The organism is Stenotrophomonas maltophilia group sp. LNF247, from assembly GCF_054083135.1.
Genome location: NZ_JBSRQL010000020.1, coordinates 32,953 through 51,134, shown reverse-complemented (window position 1 = coordinate 51,134; position 18,182 = coordinate 32,953). Strand labels below are relative to the sequence as shown.

The window sequence follows — 18,182 nt, the reverse complement described above, 5'->3', positions numbered from 1 at the left end:
CCGGCTCAGCCTGGCGAAACCATGATGTCCGGCCGTCTGTGGTTCTTCCGACGCTGGCGGCCGCGCTCGCTGCAGGCGCGCCAGATGCTTGCCGCGTCCGTGGGCCTGGTCGCGTTCCTGGCCCTGGCCGGTTACGCACTCGACGCCGCCTTCGCCGATACGGCGAAGGCGAACCTGCGTGAGCGCCTGAAGAACTACGCCACCGCCTACGCGGCCGGCATCGACTTCACCCGCGACCGCTCGCTGTACATCCGCGAGCAGCCGCCGGATTCGCGCTTTGACGTGCCGGGCAGTGGCCTGTACCTGCAAGTGGTGATGCCGCACGGCAAGGGCAATTCGATGTCCGCCGAAGGCCCGATGCTGCCCACCGTCGGCGGCGGCCTGCTGGCACCGCGCCAGGAAGTGTTCGAAGGCCCGCTGCCGATGATCCAGATCGACGGCAGCCAGGGCTCGGTGTACCGCTATGGCCTGGGCCTGGTGTGGGACGCCGACGCCGACCCGGCCACCGAATTCCCCTACACCATCTACGTGATGGAAGACTCGCGCGCGCTGGGCGCGCAGCTGCGCGTGTTCCGTGGCCGGGTCTGGTTCTACCTGGGTGGCATCGGCCTGATCCTGCTGCTGCTGCAGACCGTCATCCTGCAGTGGAGCCTGCGGCCGCTGCGTCGCGTGATCACCGAGCTGACCAAGGTGCAGCGCGGCGAGACCGAGCGCATGAGCGAGCGCCATCCGCGTGAGCTGGAGCCGCTGACCGACAGCATCAACGCCTTCATTGAAAGCGAGCGCGAGAACCTCGAGCGCCAGCGCAATACCCTGGCCGACCTGGCGCACAGCCTGAAGACGCCCATCGCCGTGCTGCGCACGCAGATGGACAGCGGTGCCGGCGATGGCGCCCTGCGCGAGGAGCTGGACGTGCAGCTGCAGCGCATGAACAACCTGGTCTCCTACCAGCTGGCACGTGCTGCATCGTCGGGCCACAAGCTGTTCTCCGCGCCGCTGCCGATTGAATCCAACGCCGAGGAGATCGTGCGCGGCCTGGAAAAGGTCTATGCCTCCAAGGGCGTGCTGTGCGAATTCGACATCGACCCGGCCGCGCGCTTCCACGGCGAACCGGGCGACCTGCAGGAACTGCTCGGCAACCTGCTGGAAAATGCCTTCAAGTGGGCCAACCGCCGCGTGTTGCTGACCGCGCAGCCGCTGCCGGCACCGAACGCGCGCCGCGCCGGCCTGCTGCTGGCGGTGGACGACGATGGCCCGGGCATTGCCCCGGACGACATCGGCAAGGTGCTGCAGCGTGGCGTGCGTGGCGACGAGCGCGTGCAGGGCCACGGCATCGGCCTGTCGATCGTGCAGGACCTGATCAAGGACTACCGCGGCGAACTGGCCGTCGGCCGTTCAAGCGAACTGGGCGGCGCCCGTTTCGAAGTGCGCTTGCCGCCGGGGCCGTAAGCCGCACGTTCCTGTCCGCCGGGCATCGCCTGGCGCAACAACGCGTGGTGTTCCGGTAGTGCCGGCCGCTGGCCGGCAACCTCATGATCCTCGGTGGCATTGCCAAGGTGCCGGCCAGCGGCCGGCACTACCGTGTTTCGATCGTCGGCGGCTCGCCATAGAACCGCCGCAGCTGCGCGGCCACCTCCGGCAACGCCTGCTGCAGCAGATCCGGTGCCGAGAAGTGATACTCGCTGGTCACCGCGAAGAATTCTTCCGGCGCTTCGCCCGCATACGGATCGATCAGCGTTTCTTCGCCCGCATCCACCTGCGCGCAGAACGCATCGTAGGCGCGCTGGAAGATGGCCGCCCACTCACGCTGCCATTCGCGCGGCAGCGGCGGCGTGCCGTCCATCGCGCCATCCAGTGCATCCAGCTTGTGCACCATCTCGTGCACCGCCACGCAGTAGCCCTCGTGCGGCGCGGCCAGGTCGGCCTGCACATCGGCCCAGGACAGGATCAGCGGACCGCTGTCCCACGATTCGCCAATCAGTTCGTCATCCCACTCATGCAGTACGCCGGCCGCATCCATGTGGCTGCGATGTACGCGGAATGCATCGGGGTAGACGATCAGCTGCGACCAGCCTTCCAGACCCACCTCGCCGAACTCCAGCAGCGGCAGGCAGCACAGCGCCGCCAGCAGCACGCCATCGCCGGCCTGCAGCTGCAGCTCGCCGATCGGCGTGATGGTCTTCTCGTGCAGGAAGCGCGTGGCCAGCACGCGCAGGCGTGCGCGGCGTTCGTCGTCCAGACCGCGCAGCCAGGCCGCACGGCGGCAGGCCTCATTCCACAGTACATCGTCGATCGGCCGCGGCGCAGGTCGCAGCCACTGCAGCAACGACTTGATCAGCGGAACATTCCCGGCAGGTAGCTGTGCCACTTCGGTGCGCGGATGCGCTGCAGCACGTCGTCGTCGCTGCCACCGCCGCCCGTGCTGGTGTTGGCTGCCGGGCGGACCGGTGCCGGCTTGGTGGTGGCGGCCGAAGCGGTCGCGGTCGGTGCACGCTGCGAGGCGGCATCGCCGTTGGAGGACACGCAGGCGCCGCGGCTGTCGTCCAGCGCTGCCGTCGCAGACGCCGCGAAGGGCATCGTCAGCAGGATCAGGCAATGGGCATAGCGGCGCATTGACGACATCCACGTTAAGGGAAGGTGAGTTCCCGATTCTAGCCCGAACCCGGCGCCCCGTTGGAAGCCCCCGCAGAACCCAGCGTGGCGGGCGCCGCTGGCGGCTTTCCCGCATAATTCCTTCCTGACTTCGTGGAAGCTGCCGTGGACGACCGCCAATTGCTGGCCAAACTCGCTGCCGGTCGCCTCTCCGGCGACGCCCTGGCCCGTGAGCTGGGCCAGACCCGGGCGGCCATTTGGAAGCGTATTCAAGGACTTAGAGCCGCCGGTGTGGACATCGAAGGCCGCGCTGGCGAGGGCTATGGCCTGACCCGCCCGGTCGACCTGCTGGACCCGGATGCGATCCGTGCCGGCCTGCCCGCCGAGGTGCTGCCGCTGCTGCACGACCTGCAGGTGGCTTGGACGGTGGACTCGACCAATGCCGAATTGCTGCGTTGCAGCGCGCCCCAGCGCGGGGTGAGCGTCCTGCTGGCCGAACGCCAGACCGGCGGCCGCGGCCGTCGCGGCCGTACGTGGGCGTCGCCGCTGGCCGCGCATGTGTACCTGTCGGTGCTGCGGCTGTTCTCCGGTGGCCTCGGCCGCCTGGCCGGGCTGAGCCTGGTGGCCGGCATCGCCGTGGCCGAAGCGCTGCACGACCTGGGCTATACCCAGGCGCAGCTGAAGTGGCCGAATGACCTGATCGTCGATGGCAAGCGCAAGCTGGTCGGCCTGCTGGCCGAGGGCGGTGGCGAATATGCCGGCCCGGCGCGCGCGGTGATCGGCATCGGCATCAACACGCACATGCCGCCATCCTTCGCCGAGCAGATCACCCAGCCGTGGGTGGACCTGGACACGCTGGCCGGCAAGCCGGTGGACCGCAACGTGGTGGTTGCTGCCGTGCTGGCGCGCCTGCTGCCGGCACTGGAAGAATTCGATCGCGAAGGCCTCGCTCCCTTTCTGCCGCGCTACGCCGCGTTCGACATGCTGGCCGGTCGCGAAGTACGGGTGGAACTGGAAGGGCAGTGGCAGCATGGCACCGCGCTCGGCCTGGCCGATGACGGCGCCTTGCGCGTGCGCATCGATGGCCGTGAGCGCCTGCTGCACGCCGGCGAAGTCAGCGTGAGGGCGGCATGAGCGATTGGTTGTTCGACCTCGGCAACTCGCGCTTCAAGTTCGCGCCGTTGCAGGGCGACCGTGCCGGTGACGTGCAGGCCTGGGCGCATGGCGCCGAAGGCATGGCCGGACAGCCGCCGCACAGCCTGCCCAGCGGCACCACCGCGTTCGTGGCCAGCGTGGCCGCACCGTCGCTGACCAGCGCGATGCTGGACCAGCTGCAGCGTCGCTTCGAGCACGTGCACGTGGTGCGTACCAGCGCCGAATGCGCCGGTGTCCGCATTGCCTATGCCAAGCCCGAAAAATTCGGTGTGGACCGCTTCCTGGCCCTGCTGGCCGCGGCCAAGGCGCAGCGCCCGGTGCTGGTGGTCGGGGTGGGCACCGCACTGACGATTGATCTGCTCGACGCGGACGGCCAGCACCACGGTGGCCGCATTTCCGCATCGCCCACCACCATGCGCGAAGCACTGCATGCCCGTGCGGTGCAGCTGCCGGCTACCGGCGGTGACTACAGCGAATTCGCCAACGACACCGCCGACGCGCTCGCCTCCGGCTGCGATGGTGCGGCCGTGGCGCTGATCGAACGCAGCGCCCAGCAGGGGCACGCGCTGCTGGGCGTTGCACCGTCGCTGCTGGTGCACGGGGGCGGCGCACCGGCGCTGATGCCGTTGCTGCCCGGCGCCGACTACCACCCCTCGCTGGTGCTGGATGGTCTCGCCCGCTGGGCGGTGCACCAGCCCGCAGGCTAGTATCCGCGCATGCTGACCCGTGCCCTGATCGTCGTACTGGCCATCCTCAACCTTGGCGTCGCCTGCTGGTGGCTGCTGCGCGATGCACCACAGAAGCCTGCGCCGCCACCGCAACCCACGGGCGTGGCCGAGCTGCGCTGGGTGCCCGGTGGCGTGGATGCCGCTGCGGCCGCCGAAGCCACGGCTGCCGCGCCGACCGCGCCGTTGATGGAGCGCGAACCGGCGGAGAAGACGGCCGTGGCTGTAACGCCGGCGCCCGCCGCCCCGGCCAAGCCGGAGAGTGCCAAGCCGCAGGCGGCCGAAGCTGCGCCTGCCGCCACATCGGTTGCTGGCGCCGACAAGCCGGTCGCAGCGCCCGTGCCAGCACCGGGAAAACCCGCAACCCCGCCCGAGGCTGCCGAACCGCCGCGCTGCGTCGCGCTGGGCCCGTTCGCCGACCGCGCCGCCGCGAGCAGCGCGCAGGGCAAGGCCGGCACGCTGCTCAGCCAGGTGCGCCTGCGCGAACAGCCCGCTGCCAGCGGCAGTGCCCGTTACCGGGTGATGCTGCCGGCCGCCGCCAACCGCGACGAAGCGCAGGCCACCGTGAAGCGCATCGTCGCCGCCGGCCTGAGCGACTACTACATCATCAGCCAGGGCGAGGACGCCAACGCCGTGGCGCTGGGCCAGTACCGTAATCGCGAGGGCGCCGAGCGCCGCATGGCAGCGGTGCAGGCCGCCGGCTTCCAGCCGCGCCTGGTCGCCAGCGGCGACGCCGGCCAGTGGTGGCTGGAAGCGCAACTGGCGGCGGGCACGCAGCCGGCCCAGGCCCAGCAGCGCAGCGGGGCGGCACAGAGCCGGTCGCTGGAATGCACGCGGTTGCGCTAGAATCCCCTGACTGCGGCGCTGCCGCCGGTGATCCACCCATGCCGCTTTAGCTCAGTTGGTAGAGCAACTGTCTTGTAAACAGTAGGTCATCCGTTCGATTCGGATAAGCGGCACCACCACACTCCAGTTGTGCAGCTCGACATGGCGGCGCAGTAATCGGTCGAGCACTGCTCCCTGCTGCGTCTCTCCCGTTCTTTTCCTTCCTTGCTGTTATCTCATCTTGCACCTGACGAGGCGCGTCCCACCTGCCTGTTCGCGTGCTTCGTGGTTGATGCGCGTTTCTCGTAGTTGAAAATGTGTAGCCAGTAGGCTACATTTTTCCATGAAGATCCAGCGTACCCGTCAGTTCGCGACATGGATTGACGCTCTCAAGGACGTAACTGCACGCGCTCGCATCCTGGCCCGTATCGGTCGGCTCGCCGAAGGCCATCCGGGTGATCACCGCCGTCTGGGGGACGGTATTTCCGAACTGCGTATCGATGCAGGGCCGGGCTACCGCCTGTACTACACCCAGCGCGGCAGGCAGTTGCTGATTCTTTTGGTCGGAGGTGACAAAAGCTCACAGCATCGCGATATCGAAAAGGCCAGGGAGATTGCACGTGCCCTGTGAGCGTCGAACCGGCTGTAGTCGAAACGAATCAATACCGAAGTACTGGAGCTGTTCCATCATGGCCACCAAGAAAAAAGTCGAACTCAAAGCATTTGATGTGGCCGAACACCTTCGGACACCCGAAGAAATGGCCGCCTATCTCGACGCCTGCATCGAGGAAAGCGACGGCGATTCCGCGTTCATTGCCAAGGCGCTCGGCGACATCGCGCGCGCTCAGGGTATGAGCAAGGTTGCGCGCGCGGCGGGCCTGTCGCGCGAGAGTCTTTACCGCGCACTGTCCGGCGAACGCAGCCCCGATTTCGCCACCATCCTGAAGGTGACCCGTGCCTTGGGTGTGCGTCTGCATGCCAGTGCCGCGTGAGGCATCAAGGCACTGCGCTCCACTTCCGCCGCCTCAAGAAGTCAGGTGCGATCAGTCTCAATCAAACCGGATGATGCGGATCAACCCCCTTGTCGACGATCCATCTCCGAAGGCGGCCGACGTGCCACAAGTGAACACCTCCTTCGCACCTTCGTAATTGATGAATGAGATCGTGCAATTCGTCCGCGTTCCAGGACGGATCCGGGTGATGGCTCTGTCATTCAGCACGAAGCTGTACCACATGACTTCAGGGCTTATCGAGAGCGCCATGGGCGTGCGGTGGAGGCGATCAACTCGGCAACAGCGCCGGCGCGCGAATCCACTTCGTCCAGCCGCAGCTCAACGAGAACAGGCTTCAGGTTTGGATAGGGTGCGCTCATTCCAGCAGCGGGTCTGCCTGATTCGCTAGCCGGGGCAGTGACGTTGTGAACCTGTGCATTGGGCATCTCAATGTTCTGAATTACTGAGCCCCACCCACCTGCAACGCCACATACTCCGCCAGCCCCCGGCAGGCCAGCATCAGACCCTCGCGCGTGCCATCGCCGATGTCGTCCTTCTCTTCCCCATCCACGCGCACGCGCTCTGCGGCGTGGTACAGCTCCAGCAGCGATACCAGGCCCACTGCGGCGCGGTCCCTGCGTGCGGCAGCCACGGCGTCGCCAGGTGTGCCTGCCGGTCCCTGCCACGGCTGTCCATCGGCGGCGTCACCGGTCTGGATGCGCTGCAGGCAGCCGGGCAGGTTGATGGGCGCGGGCGCCTCGTTCGCGGCAGCGAAAGCAGCTTCCAACGGCTGCGCCAGTTCGGGCGGCAGGCGCAAGGCAGCCTCGCCCAGGGTGGCGGTCAGGTACGGGTGATGGGGCTTGGGCATGCGGGCATCCTCGTCGGCAACAGAGGTGCCACCCGAAGAGGGTGGCGGGCGATGCGTGGCTTCCAAGACCGGAAATCGATGAGCCGGCGGGCACAGGGCCCCCACGCACCGCCCGCCGTCGATCGGCGAACGGATTGCCAGCCGGCGCCGCTTTTGGGAAGACGGCGCCGGCTGGCAAGCGTATACAGCTTCGATTACACGGGCTTGGAAGTCCCGACCACCTTTGCAGGTGGCGATTCATCATGCGCACGTGAAATCACCGCCTGCCAGTCGTTTGTCTCGATGGCATCGGGTGATCTGAAGGGAAAAATGAATTATCGCGTTTGGCCCGTTTCGAGCATCGCAATGCCAGAAGCGACATATCGCGCAGCGCCGTCATCATCGGTCATCCGGGCTGCGCCACTGTTGCCGCACGGCTTACAGTAGCGTGCGACGTAAAGCTGGCTTAACAGCCTCGGCAAGGCACCAAGGCAACGATACCAGACCCAAAAGTGCCAACGCGCGCCCAGGATCTTGATATTCCTCACGGACAGCCCGCAGCGCCCCACCGCATACTTCCGCTACACGCCCGCCCTGGGCCCCTTCGGGATAAGCACATGCGTCGCCATGCCCTGTCGCTCACCGTCGCACTGTTGTCCGCTGCTTTCGTGGCCCCGGCCATGGCTGCCGTGCCTTTCTTCAACGCCAGCTGCCCGGGCGGCATCGACGTGCACGCCGACGAAGGCGGCCCGGTCTACGTGCAGGGCCGCGAGGCCACGCTGAAGCGCTTCAACGACCGCTATTTCGAAGCACGCGATGCCAACAGCGGCATCACCCTGTCGATCAGCCGCAACGACGACGGCGCGCCGCAGATCAGCTACACCGGTCGTGGCGGCGCCAATGGCATCTGCCAGGTCAGTAGCAGTGGTGCGCCTGCGCCCGCCGCAAACAGCGCCCGCCCTCGCGACGCTGCCGCCGGGGATGCCGCGCTACCGCGCGAAGTCACCTGCGAATCCACCGGCCAGCAGCAGGTCTCTTGCGATCTGAACACCCGTGGCAACGTGGAAATCGTGCGCCAGCTCAGCCGTACCCGCTGCGAGGAGGGCAAGAACTGGGGCCTGTCGCGGCACTCGGTGTGGGTCAATGGCGGCTGCCGCGCGGTGTTTCGCAATGTGTCCTCGGTGACTACCCCCGCGCCGACAGGCGATACCGCGTTGGGCGCCTGCAACATGCGCAAGGGCGCGCAGGGCGCCCTGGTCACCCAGATGCCTGTGGGCAGCGATTACCAGGAACTGATCATCGATTACCCCGATGGCCGCTTCCTGTGCATGATGCGCAACAACGGCCAGGTGCAGAGCGTGACGCCGGTGCGCCGCCGCGGACGCTGAGCGCGCAGCGGGTTGGGACAGGCTTCAGCCGCAGGACCTATACAGCAACACCCACGCCAGCATCAGGGTGAACATACCAACGAAGGTCAGGCCGAACCACAGCGCGGCCACCTTCACGTTGCCGATCAACGCCGCCAGCATACGGTGCAGTTCGCTTTTCAGAATCGGGTATTCAGCGTGCGCCTTGCGCAGACGCTGCCAGCCCAACCCGAGGAATACCAGGGTCGAGAACGGCACCAGCAGCAGTGTCGCCTGCATCAGCCAGCCATTCGGCGACGCATCGATCGAGTTGCTCAAAAAAACCGCAAAAACGGCGACCGGCAGCGCCACGGTGAAAAAGCGTGGCCACGCGGTATTGATGAAGGGCGACATCGCAATCTTCCATGAAGGACGGTCGGGTCCGCGCGGCATCATGCCATGCCAATGCCCTGCTGCACCGCCGCGAGTGGTGTCACGCAGCTCTGGCTAGACTGTGCTTCTTTTTCCCCCGCAAGGAGGCACCCATGGCCCATCCCATTTCCGTATCCCTGATCGGCGTTCCCACCGATGTCGGTGCGGGCCATCGCGGTGCACGGCTGGGGCCGGAAGCGCTGCGCGTGGCGGGCCTGCCGGAGGCGCTGGAAGCGCGCGGCGTGGACGTGCGCGACCTGGGCAACCTGGATGGCCCGCGCAACCCGTGGACCGCGCCGGTGCAGGGCTACCGCCATCTGGAGGAAGTGGTGGCGTGGAACCATGCACTGATGGAAGCCAGCTATGCCGAACTGCAGGCCGGCCGCATGCCGATCATGCTCGGCGGCGACCACTGCCTGGGCATCGGTTCGATCACTGCCGTGGCACGCTGGTGCCGCGAGCAGGGCAAGACCCTGCGCGTGCTGTGGCTGGATGCACATTCCGATTTCAATACCAGCGATGTCACCCCCTCGGGCAACATCCACGGCATGCCGGTGGCCTGCCTGTGCGGCCTCGGCCCGGAGGCGCTGACCCACCTCGGCGGCAGCGCACCGGCGATCACTCCCACCCAGGTGCACCAGATCGGCATCCGTTCGGTGGACCCGGAAGAGAAGCGCCTGATCAAGACCCACAAGGTGGATGTCTATGACATGCGCTACATCGACGAGAACGGCATGAAGCGCGCGGTGGAAGCGGCGCTGGCGGGCATCGACGAGAACACCCACCTGCATGTCAGCTTCGATGTGGATTTCCTCGACCCGAGCATCGCGCCGGGCGTGGGCACCACCGTGCCGGGTGGGGTGAACTACCGCGAGGCGCAGCTGGTGATGGAGATGATCGCTGACACCGGGTGCATGGGGTCGCTGGACATCGTCGAGCTCAACCCCTTGCTGGACAAGCAGAATGCCACCGCCGAACTGGCCGTGGACCTGGTCGAGAGCCTGTTCGGCAAGTCCACCCTGATGCGCGACTAAGGCAACCGCCTGAACGGATCGCCGATCCGTTCACACCCGCTCCACGCCCCTGCCGCCAGATTGCACTTCACGCGGCGGCGGCGGGCATTGGCCTTCTCCCGCTGAGCGAAAGAATCCCATCCGCGAATGAAGCGGTGTAGCGGCAAACCCAAGGAGAAGCCCATGAAGCGCGTAGTTGCCCTGATGCTGTTGTCGATGTTCTCGGTGGCCCTGCTGGCCGGTTGCAACACTGTGGCCGGTGCCGGCAAGGACGTGCAGAAGGCCGGTGAGAAGGTTGAGGATGCCGCCAAGGGCAACTGAGCCCGGCGCGGAACGGAAGGAAAGAGGCCGGGGATCATCCCCGGCCTTTTTCTTGCACGCTGCCACACACGGCTGTGCAAGCGGAGTGAACCATTCAAGCAGGTGAGCACGCATTTCATTGCTGGTTGACCGGTACTCAACAGCGACTGCGCGAAGCTGGAACCACGGTAAGAACGCCGTTGCAACCAAGGACTCCCAGCAATGAACAAAGACATCATTTCCGGCAAGTGGTCGCAGCTGAAGGGCAAGGCCCAGGCCAAGTGGGGCGATCTGACCAACGACGATTTCGATGTGGCCGAAGGCAATGCCGAATACCTGGCCGGTCGCCTGCAGGAGCGTTATGGCTGGGCCAAGGACCGCGCCGAGAAGGAAGTCCGGGATTTCGAAGACAGCGTGCGCAAGGATTACCCGGATTACAAGTAAGCCCCCGGGTTTCCCCCACGACACAACGCCCGCGCCGAAAGGTTGCGGGCGTTGTGTTGTCTGCGCGGAGGATCAGCGTGCCGGCGGGTCCGGCACGTAGCGGTTGGGGAACGCCTGCGGTTCGCGCGGCAGGCGTGACGGCGAATCGACCAGGATGCCGCGCGCGCGCAGGTTGCGGGCGCTGTCGTAGCGCAGCTGCAACACCTGCGCCGGGCTGCGGCTGGCGCGCTCGAACTCGGTATCGCGCACCGAGGACTGCTCGCGCGCGCCGTGGCCGGTGCCCAGCGCCGGCGCCTGCGGCTTGCTGGCGTAGCCCTCGATGCGGCTGGCGCTGGCATCGGCGGCCGCTTCGGCCTGTGCAGCCGGGGCCGGCGGTGGCAGGCCCCGGCGCAGGATCGGCTCGGGGCGCCAGCGGCGCGCTTCCTCGAACACGGCCACGCCCACCACGCCGATGTTGTCGGGGCGGCCGGTGCGGCTGGCATAGCTGCCGCTGGGGCTGCTGAAGACGAACTGCGCCACTTCGTCCTGGCTCTTGCGCCAGCCGGTGATGTCGGCGCGCTGTCCGGGGTTGAGCACGTAACCGGTCTGCGAGGGATCGGCATCTTCGCCGGAGATGGCGTTGACGCCGTCCACCGACAGCACCACCAGCACCCGGCGGGGACTGTCGTTGTACAGGCGCACGGCGTAGCGGTGACCGCGCTCACCGGCCACCCAGCGCTGGCCCTCGGCGGGGTAGCTGCGCAGTTCGGTGCCGCGGTCGCGGTCGACCAGGGCCATGCGCACGGGGCCGCCCTCGTAGACCGGCGGCGGCATCGGGGCCGGGCGGAAGCCGGCCAGAGGCAGGATAAGCAGCAGGGGCAGCAGGCGTTTCATCGGGCGTCTCCAGCGGGGTTGCGTGAATGAACGCGCCGCGGGCCCTGACGGGGTTGGTGGCGTGCAAGGTAAACTGGCCCCGTTCATCGAAGGTTACCCCACGCAGTCATGACCACCCGAGTCCTTACCGGCATCACTCCCTCCGGCACGCCCCACCTGGGCAACTACGTTGGCGCCATCCGCCCGGCCATCGCGGCCAGCCGCGCGCCGGGGATCGAGAGCTTCTTCTTCCTGGCCGACCTGCACAGCCTGATCAAGTCACAGGACCCGCAGCGCACCCAGCGCGCGACCCTGGAGATCGCGGCCAGCTGGCTGGCCTGCGGCCTGGACCCGGAACACGTGTGGTTCTACCGGCAGAGCGACATCCGCGAGACCACCGAGCTGATGTGGTTCCTCACCGCCATCGCCAGCAAGGGCATCCTCAATCGCGCGCACGCCTACAAGGCGGCGGTGGACAAGAACCGCGAGGAAGGCGTGGACGAGGACGCAGGCGTCAGCGCCGGCCTGTTCATGTATCCGGTGCTGATGGCCGCCGACATCCTGATCTTCAAGGCCAACCAGGTGCCGGTGGGCCGCGACCAGATCCAGCACATCGAGATGGCGCGCGACTTCGCCCAGCGCTTCAACCACGTGTACGGCAAGGAGTATTTCCCGCTGCCGGACGTGGTGATCGACGAGCAGGTGGCGACGCTGGCGGGCCTGGATGGCCGCAAGATGAGCAAGAGCTACCACAACACCATTCCGCTGTTCGTGCCGCGCGAGGAGCTGAAGAAGCTGGTGTTCTCGATCCTGACCGACTCGCGCGCGCCGGGTGAGCCGAAGGACACCGAAGGCTCGGCGCTGTTCCAGATGTACCAGGCGTTCGCCACCCCGGAACAGACCGCGGAATTCGCCAAGGCGTTCGCTGCGGGCATCAGCTGGGGCGATGCCAAGCAGCAGCTGTTCGAGCGCATCGACAGCGAACTGTCGCCGCTGCGCGAGCGCTACAACGCGCTGATGGCCAAGCCGGAGAAAATCGAAGCGCTGCTCAAGCGCCGTGGCCAGCAGCTGCGCGAGCAGCTGGCGGCACCGCTGCTGGAAGAACTGCGCCACGCCGTGGGCCTGCGCGACCTGTCCACGGCGGGCGACATCGCCAGCGAAGATGCCGGCGTGGCCCGCGTGGCGCCGCCGCAGTTCAAGCAGTACCGTGAGAAGGACGGCCGGTTCTACTTCAAGCTGACCGCCGGTGACGGCACGCTGCTGATCCAGAGCGAAGGCTTCGATTCGCCGCGTGATGCCGGGCAGTTGATTGCCGTGATCAAGCAGGCCGAGCAGGGCGACCAGCTGCAGAGCGAGCTGTTCAAGCTGGACGCCGAGGTGGACGCGGTACTGGCCGCGCTGGCCGTGCTGCGCGAAGAATAAAGGTCGTGCCGGCCGCTGGCCGGCAATTGCATGGGAAACGCCGGCCAGCGGCCGGCACTACCACGGTATTTGCATAGGGAATGCCGGCCAGCGACCGGCCCTACCCGCGAACGAAGGTCATGGCATGATGTCCGCGCGCCTCCGGCGCGATGACATGGAGTCTGCGATGGCCTGGTTGTCGCTGCTGCTGTTCCTGCCCTGGTTCCTGCTGCTGGGCAGCCTGTACTGGCTGTTCCCGCGCCAGCCGCGCACCCCGCGGCGGCGCCTGTTCGACGGCACCACCCTGTTGCTGGCCTTCGCCCTGAGCATCGCGTCGATGCTGTGGGGCTACCGTATCGGCGTGATGCAACCCGGTGCCGGCCCGATCTGGCCGCAGGTACTGGCGGTGCTTTACGCCTACGGCGCGTTCCTGGCGGTGCTGGTGCTGGCGCTGCTGCTGCGGCCGCGATGGTTGGACCGGTAGTCCCGCCTTTGTAGAGTCGAGCCATGCTCGACTTCGCGTGCCGCTGTAGAGCCGAGCCTATGCTCGGCTGATGCCTGACAGAATGGCAGCCGAGCATAGGCTCGGCTCTACAGAAGCGCCCCTCCGACCAAAGCCGCATCGAACCCGGGTCGCCTGCGCGCCTACCATGGTGTCTGTTCCCGATCCTGCCAGGTGCGTGCCGATGACCGCCGACCCCAGCATCCATACCATCGATACCGGTTTCCAGCGCCCGGACTTCGACGCGGCTTACCTGATCGTTGAAAGCGGCCGCGCGGCCTTTGTCGATTGCGGTACCGGCCTGTCGGTGCCGGCGATGCTGCAGGCGCTGGCGGATGCCGGCCTGGGCGTGGACGCGGTGGACTGGTTGCTGCTCACGCACGTGCATCTGGACCACGCCGGCGGCGCCGGCCTGCTCATGCAGCAGCTGCCGAACGCAAAGGCGGTGCTGCACCCGCGCGGTGCACCGCACATGATCGACCCGACCCGGCTGATCGCCGGTGCCACGGCGGTGTATGGCGCCGAGGAAATCGCTCGCAGCTATGGTCGTATCGAGGCCATTCCCGAACATCGTGTGGTGGTGGCCGAGGACGGCCACCGTATCGACCTGGCCGGCCGCGAGCTGGTATTGCTGCACACGCCGGGCCACGCACTGCACCACTACTGCGTATGGGATGCACGAAGCCGCAGCTGGTTCACCGGCGATACCTTCGGCATTTCCTACCGCGAGCTGGACAGCGCGCAGGGGGCCTTCATCTTCCCGACGTCGTCGCCGGTACAGTTCGACCCGGAAGCGATGAAGGCCTCGATCCGGCGCATGCTGGGCTACGGCCCGCAGGCGATGTACCTGACCCACTACGGTCGTGTGGAACAGGTGGAGAAACTGGCCAACGACCTGTTCGAGCAGATCGATGCGATGGCCGCCATCGGCCGCCAGTGCGACGGCCGGCCGGACCGTCACCGCTGCCTGCTGGCTGCACTGCAGGCGCTGTACCTGGAACGTGCGCAGCTGCATGGCTGTGCGCTGGACGATGCGGCGGTGACTGCGGTGCTGGCGATGGACATCGAACTCAACGCGCAGGGCCTGGCCTGCTGGCTGGATCGCATCCGTCGGTAGCTCCACGCCATGCGTGGATGACGCAAGCTCACGCTGCACCGCGATGTCACGACCACGTTACACTCTGGTGACTTCCAAGCTAGCCGTGGTACTGCCGTGAATCCGATGCGCGTGTTGCTGCTGTCGTCCTGCCTGTTCGTCGGTGGCCTGGCCCATGCGGCCAATGACCTTCCCGGTGGCGGCATCGATCCGCAGGCACTGTCGCGGCACGTGCGCGTGCTGGCGTCGGATGAGTTCGAGGGCCGCGCACCGGCCACCGAGGGCGAAGAGCGCACGGTGCAGTACCTGATCGAGCAGTTCCGCAGCTATGGCCTGCAGCCGGGCGGCGTGGACGGCAGCTGGGTGCAGCCGGTGCCGCTGGTGCGCGCGCAGCTGGAGGGCGCGGCCAAGGCCAGCCTGTCGCTGAAGCAGGGCAAGCGTGCGCTGGCCAATGGCGTGGACGTAACCCTGCAGAGCCTGCAGCCGCGCAAGCGCGTGCAGATCAAGGATGCACCGTTGGTGTTCGTCGGTTACGGCATTGATGCGCCGGAACGCCACTGGAACGACTACAAGGACGTGGACCTGCACGGCAAGATCGCCGTGGTGCTGATCAACGACGCCGATTTCGAAGCCGATGCGCCGGGCGCGTTCGACGGCAAGGCGGTGACCTACTACGGCCGCTGGACCTACAAGTTCGAGGAAGCCGCACGCCGTGGCGCCGAGGGCGTGCTGATCGTGCACGAGACCGCGCCGGCCGCCTATGGCTGGGCCACGGTGAAGAGCTCGGGTACCTCGCCGCTGTTCGACATCGAACGCAGCCAGGCCGAGGCGATGGCGCAGCACACGCCGCTGCGCGGCTGGATGCAGCGCGAGCTGGCCGAGGCGATCTTCGCCGACGCCGGCCTCGACTTCGATGCGGAGAAGCGCAAGGCAATGCGTGCCGACTTTCGCCCGGTGGCGCTGGACAACGCCAAGCTGAGCGTGGATTTCGCGCTCAAGCGCGAGCCGGTGGTGACCCGCAACGTGGTGGCCAAGCTGCCCGGTGGCGAGCATGCCGACGAGGCGGTGATCTTCTCCGCGCACTGGGATGCGTTCGGTGTCGGCCAGCCCGACGCCAAGGGTGACCGCATCCGCCGCGGTGCGATCGACAACGCCACCGGCGTGGCCACGGTGCTGGAACTGGGCCGTGTGTTCGCCGCTGGCCCGCAGCCGCAGCGCACGCTGTACTTCGTGGCACTGACCGCCGAAGAGAAGGGCCTGCTGGGCGCCAGCTACTACGCCGCGCATCCGCTGGCGCCGCTGGACAAGACCGCTGCGGTGCTGAACATCGAGATGTTCAGCCCGGATGGCCCGACCCGCGACATCGCCTCGTGGGGCAAGGGCCGGGTGTCGCTGGAAGGCGACCTGGAACGCGTGGCCAAGGCCCGCGGCCGCAGCTACAGCCCGGATCCGAACCTGGAAGCCGGCTTCTTCTACCGCGCCGACCACTTCGCCTTTGCCCGCCTGGGCGTGCCAGCGATCACCATCGGCCCGGGCCTGGACAAGCTGGAAGGTGGGGTTGAAGCCGGGCGCGCGCTGCGCGAGAAGTACTTCGCCGACTGCTACCACCAGGCCTGCGATGCCTGGACGCCGAGCTGGGACCCGAGCGGCCACGCTGCCGACACGCTGCTGGTCTACGACCTGGGCGCCGAGCTGGCCAACAGCCGCCGCTGGCCGACGTGGGAAAAGGAATCGGAGTTCCGCGGCGCGCGCGACAAGAGCGAAGCGGCCCGCCGTTGAGGATCGGGATCGGCGGGGTGTCATGTCATTCCGCCGCGGGTAGAGTCGACTGATAGTCGACTATCGCGCGCAGCGCGGGTTTTTCGGTGCCGACCGAGAGAGCAGTCGACTAACAGTCGACTCTACCGATTGCCGATTGCCGATTGCCGATTGCCGATCAGCGGCCGGCACTACCTGCGCCGGCGCAACAGCGCCCACGCGCCCCAGCCACTGGCAGCGAGCGCTGCCAGATAGCACGCCACCATCGTGCGCAGGCCGACCAGCGATCCGCCGTTGACGCCGCGATGCAGGCGCAGCTGCAGCGAGCTGTGGCCGCTGCCCAGGTCCACTGCCAGCTGCAGCGCCAGTGCGGCGCAGAACAGCAGCAGGGCGACCCCGAAACCGATGCGTGGCCATGCGGCCTGTGCGCTGGGGCGGCGCAGCAGCCAGGCCAGTGCCGTGGCTGCGGCCAGCGTCACCGCGATCCACATCAGTGGAGGAGCGGGAGACGCAGCGGCCACCGGCAGTGCACCGGTGGCCGCGATCAGGGCAACGCGCTTACTTGCGGGTGCCGTCGAGCCAGTTCGGGCCCTTGTTTGTGAGGAAGAACACATAGACCACCAACGATACCGCGATCGTTGCGGTCACGTAGAGGGCGAACCAGTCGACGTGGCCGGTCTTCAGCGCGCCCTGGTACAGCAACGGGGCGGTGCCGCCGAACAGCGAGTTGGCCAGCGCGTAACCCAGGCCTACGCCCAGCGCACGCACGTGGGTGGGGAACAGCTCGGCCTTCACCACCGCGTTGATGGACGTGTAGCCGGTGAGGATGACGAAGGCCAGTGCCAGGGTCAGGAAGGCCAGGGTGGCGTCATGCTGGTGCGGTAGCTGGGTGATCAGGTACCAGCTGTACAGCACGCCGCCGGCGCCGAAGAACACCAGCAGGGTCTTGCGGCCGATGATGTCAGACAGCCAGCCGCCGACCGGCTGCAGCACCATCAGGAAGGCCAGCACGCCCAGGTTGATCAGGGTGCCGGTCATCGGATCGTTGCCGGCGAAGGCGCTCTGGATCATCTTCGGGCCGTTCACCGAGTAGGTGTAGAAGGCCACGGTGCCACCAGCGGTGATCAGGAAGCACAGCAGCAGCGGCCGCCACTGGTGCACGAACAGTTCGTACATCGAACCGGATTTCTGTGCCTTGCCCTCGCGCGCGGCCTCGATGGACGACTCCGACAGCGATTCGTCCATGCCGCGGCGCAGCCAGAACACCACCACTGCGGCGACGCCACCGATGCCGAATGCGATGCGCCAGCCCCACTCGGAGATCTCCGGCTTGCCCCAGAAGGTCAGCATCAGCAGCAGGGTCAGCTGGGCCAGCACATGGCCGCCGACCAGGGTGACGTAGTGGAAGGAGGACAGGAAGCCGCGGCGGCCCGGGATGGCGGCCTCGGACATGTAGGTGGCGCTGGCGCCATATTCGCCGCCGGTGGCGAAGCCCTGCAGCAGGCGCGCGAACAGCAGGATCACGGCGGCCCAGATGCCGATGCTGGCGGCGGTGGGGGTGATGGCGATGAGGAACGAGCACAGTGCCATCAGCGTGACCGAGACCGTCAGCGCCAGGCGACGGCCATGGCGGTCGGCGAAGCGGCCGAAGAACCAGGCACCAATCGGGCGCATCAGGAACGTGGCGGCGAAGATCGCCCACACGTACAGGGTGGAGTTCTTGTCGTCCGGCGAGAAGAACTGCGATTCGAAGTACACGGCGAACACCGAGTACACGTAGACGTCGTACCACTCCACCAGGTTGCCGGCGGAGCCTTTGAGGGTGTTGGAGATCGAACGCCGCAGGGCGGCACGGTCGTTCGCGGGTACGGCAGGATGGGACGTGGTGCTCATCTGGGTGGG

21 protein-coding genes and 1 tRNA gene are annotated in these 18,182 nt (G+C 67.2%); 15 read left to right on the top strand and 7 right to left on the bottom strand.

Annotated elements, in window-relative coordinates; translation table 11 throughout:
- Window positions 1–24 precede the first annotated feature (24 nt).
- The gene (locus ACTXG9_RS17165) at window positions 25–1,449 is read left to right on the top strand and encodes an ATP-binding protein (protein ID WP_032953760.1); all 1,425 of its coding nucleotides are present in this window, start codon (window positions 25–27) and stop codon (window positions 1,447–1,449) included.
- A gap of 127 nt (window positions 1,450–1,576) precedes the next feature.
- Here ACTXG9_RS17165 and ACTXG9_RS17160 read toward each other — a convergent pair whose 3' ends face one another.
- Window positions 1,577–2,368, bottom strand: coding sequence for a M90 family metallopeptidase (locus ACTXG9_RS17160; protein WP_181451812.1), 792 nt, complete (start codon window positions 2,366–2,368; stop codon window positions 1,577–1,579).
- A complete protein-coding gene (locus tag ACTXG9_RS17155; RefSeq protein WP_005411956.1) occupies window positions 2,335–2,613 on the bottom strand; it encodes a hypothetical protein in 279 nt (92 codons plus the stop codon). The genes ACTXG9_RS17160 and ACTXG9_RS17155 overlap by 34 nt, the downstream gene beginning before the upstream one ends.
- A gap of 144 nt (window positions 2,614–2,757) precedes the next feature.
- Here ACTXG9_RS17155 and birA point away from each other — a divergent pair, with 144 nt between their 5' ends.
- The 6 genes from birA (at window position 2,758) to ACTXG9_RS17125 (ending at window position 6,289) form a co-directional block, all read left to right on the top strand.
- Entirely contained in the window at window positions 2,758–3,726 is a 969-nt protein-coding gene (birA, locus tag ACTXG9_RS17150) for a bifunctional biotin--[acetyl-CoA-carboxylase] ligase/biotin operon repressor BirA (protein WP_019661841.1), read from the top strand.
- On the top strand, window positions 3,723–4,454 hold the full coding sequence (locus tag ACTXG9_RS17145; RefSeq protein WP_019661840.1) for a type III pantothenate kinase: 732 nt from the start codon (window positions 3,723–3,725) through the stop codon (window positions 4,452–4,454). Before birA ends, ACTXG9_RS17145 begins: the two co-directional genes overlap by 4 nt.
- 9 nt (window positions 4,455–4,463) lie before the next feature.
- Complete coding sequence (locus ACTXG9_RS17140) at window positions 4,464–5,318, top strand: SPOR domain-containing protein (protein WP_188250543.1); 855 nt, start codon at window positions 4,464–4,466, stop codon at window positions 5,316–5,318.
- Window positions 5,319–5,358: 40 nt separating this feature from the next.
- Window positions 5,359–5,434 (top strand) — tRNA-Thr (locus ACTXG9_RS17135).
- Between the two features lie 206 nt (window positions 5,435–5,640).
- Entirely contained in the window at window positions 5,641–5,928 is a 288-nt protein-coding gene (locus ACTXG9_RS17130) for a type II toxin-antitoxin system RelE/ParE family toxin (RefSeq protein ID WP_111097688.1), read from the top strand.
- 58 nt (window positions 5,929–5,986) lie between these two features.
- On the top strand, window positions 5,987–6,289 hold the full coding sequence (locus ACTXG9_RS17125; RefSeq protein ID WP_058979789.1) for an addiction module antidote protein: 303 nt from the start codon (window positions 5,987–5,989) through the stop codon (window positions 6,287–6,289).
- A 460-nt stretch (window positions 6,290–6,749) separates the two neighbouring features.
- Here the strand turns inward: ACTXG9_RS17125 and ACTXG9_RS17120 are convergent, their stop codons facing one another.
- The gene (locus ACTXG9_RS17120; protein WP_111097687.1) at window positions 6,750–7,157 is read right to left on the bottom strand and encodes a hypothetical protein; all 408 of its coding nucleotides are present in this window, start codon (window positions 7,155–7,157) and stop codon (window positions 6,750–6,752) included.
- Window positions 7,158–7,753: 596 nt separating this feature from the next.
- Between ACTXG9_RS17120 and ACTXG9_RS17115 the strand changes: the two genes are divergently transcribed.
- Window positions 7,754–8,524, top strand: a complete 771-nt coding sequence (locus ACTXG9_RS17115; protein WP_188250544.1) for a DUF3011 domain-containing protein — start codon at window positions 7,754–7,756, stop codon at window positions 8,522–8,524.
- A gap of 24 nt (window positions 8,525–8,548) precedes the next feature.
- Here ACTXG9_RS17115 and ACTXG9_RS17110 read toward each other — a convergent pair whose 3' ends face one another.
- Entirely contained in the window at window positions 8,549–8,896 is a 348-nt protein-coding gene (locus tag ACTXG9_RS17110; RefSeq protein ID WP_057503835.1) for a hypothetical protein, read from the bottom strand.
- A gap of 131 nt (window positions 8,897–9,027) precedes the next feature.
- On the opposite strand from ACTXG9_RS17110, the gene rocF reads away from it, so the two are divergent.
- The 3 genes from rocF (at window position 9,028) to ACTXG9_RS17095 (ending at window position 10,671) form a co-directional block, all read left to right on the top strand.
- Window positions 9,028–9,948, top strand: coding sequence for an arginase (rocF, locus tag ACTXG9_RS17105; RefSeq protein WP_456115767.1), 921 nt, complete (start codon window positions 9,028–9,030; stop codon window positions 9,946–9,948).
- Window positions 9,949–10,110: 162 nt separating this feature from the next.
- Window positions 10,111–10,248: an entericidin A/B family lipoprotein gene (locus ACTXG9_RS17100; protein ID WP_019661832.1), complete on the top strand. Its 138-nt coding sequence runs from the start codon at window positions 10,111–10,113 to the stop codon at window positions 10,246–10,248.
- 201 nt (window positions 10,249–10,449) lie between these two features.
- Window positions 10,450–10,671 carry a CsbD family protein gene (locus ACTXG9_RS17095; RefSeq protein WP_019661831.1) on the top strand — a complete coding sequence of 74 codons (222 nt, stop codon included), beginning with the start codon at window positions 10,450–10,452 and terminating at the stop codon, window positions 10,669–10,671.
- A gap of 72 nt (window positions 10,672–10,743) precedes the next feature.
- Here ACTXG9_RS17095 and ACTXG9_RS17090 read toward each other — a convergent pair whose 3' ends face one another.
- Entirely contained in the window at window positions 10,744–11,544 is an 801-nt protein-coding gene (locus ACTXG9_RS17090) for a hypothetical protein (RefSeq protein WP_019661830.1), read from the bottom strand.
- A gap of 108 nt (window positions 11,545–11,652) precedes the next feature.
- On the opposite strand from ACTXG9_RS17090, the gene ACTXG9_RS17085 reads away from it, so the two are divergent.
- From ACTXG9_RS17085 to ACTXG9_RS17070, 4 genes are all read left to right on the top strand, one after another.
- Window positions 11,653–12,945: a tryptophan--tRNA ligase gene (locus ACTXG9_RS17085; protein ID WP_197575444.1), complete on the top strand. Its 1,293-nt coding sequence runs from the start codon at window positions 11,653–11,655 to the stop codon at window positions 12,943–12,945.
- Window positions 12,946–13,111: 166 nt separating this feature from the next.
- Entirely contained in the window at window positions 13,112–13,408 is a 297-nt protein-coding gene (locus ACTXG9_RS17080) for a hypothetical protein (protein ID WP_111097680.1), read from the top strand.
- A gap of 202 nt (window positions 13,409–13,610) precedes the next feature.
- Window positions 13,611–14,543, top strand: a complete 933-nt coding sequence (locus ACTXG9_RS17075; protein ID WP_019661827.1) for an MBL fold metallo-hydrolase — start codon at window positions 13,611–13,613, stop codon at window positions 14,541–14,543.
- Window positions 14,544–14,648: 105 nt separating this feature from the next.
- The gene (locus tag ACTXG9_RS17070; RefSeq protein ID WP_111097678.1) at window positions 14,649–16,301 is read left to right on the top strand and encodes a M28 family metallopeptidase; all 1,653 of its coding nucleotides are present in this window, start codon (window positions 14,649–14,651) and stop codon (window positions 16,299–16,301) included.
- 170 nt (window positions 16,302–16,471) lie between these two features.
- Here the strand turns inward: ACTXG9_RS17070 and ACTXG9_RS17065 are convergent, their stop codons facing one another.
- Window positions 16,472–16,771: a hypothetical protein gene (locus tag ACTXG9_RS17065; protein ID WP_031270448.1), complete on the bottom strand. Its 300-nt coding sequence runs from the start codon at window positions 16,769–16,771 to the stop codon at window positions 16,472–16,474.
- A gap of 67 nt (window positions 16,772–16,838) precedes the next feature.
- A complete protein-coding gene (locus tag ACTXG9_RS17060) occupies window positions 16,839–18,173 on the bottom strand; it encodes an MFS transporter (protein ID WP_111097677.1) in 1,335 nt (444 codons plus the stop codon).
- Window positions 18,174–18,182: the final 9 nt, after the last annotated feature.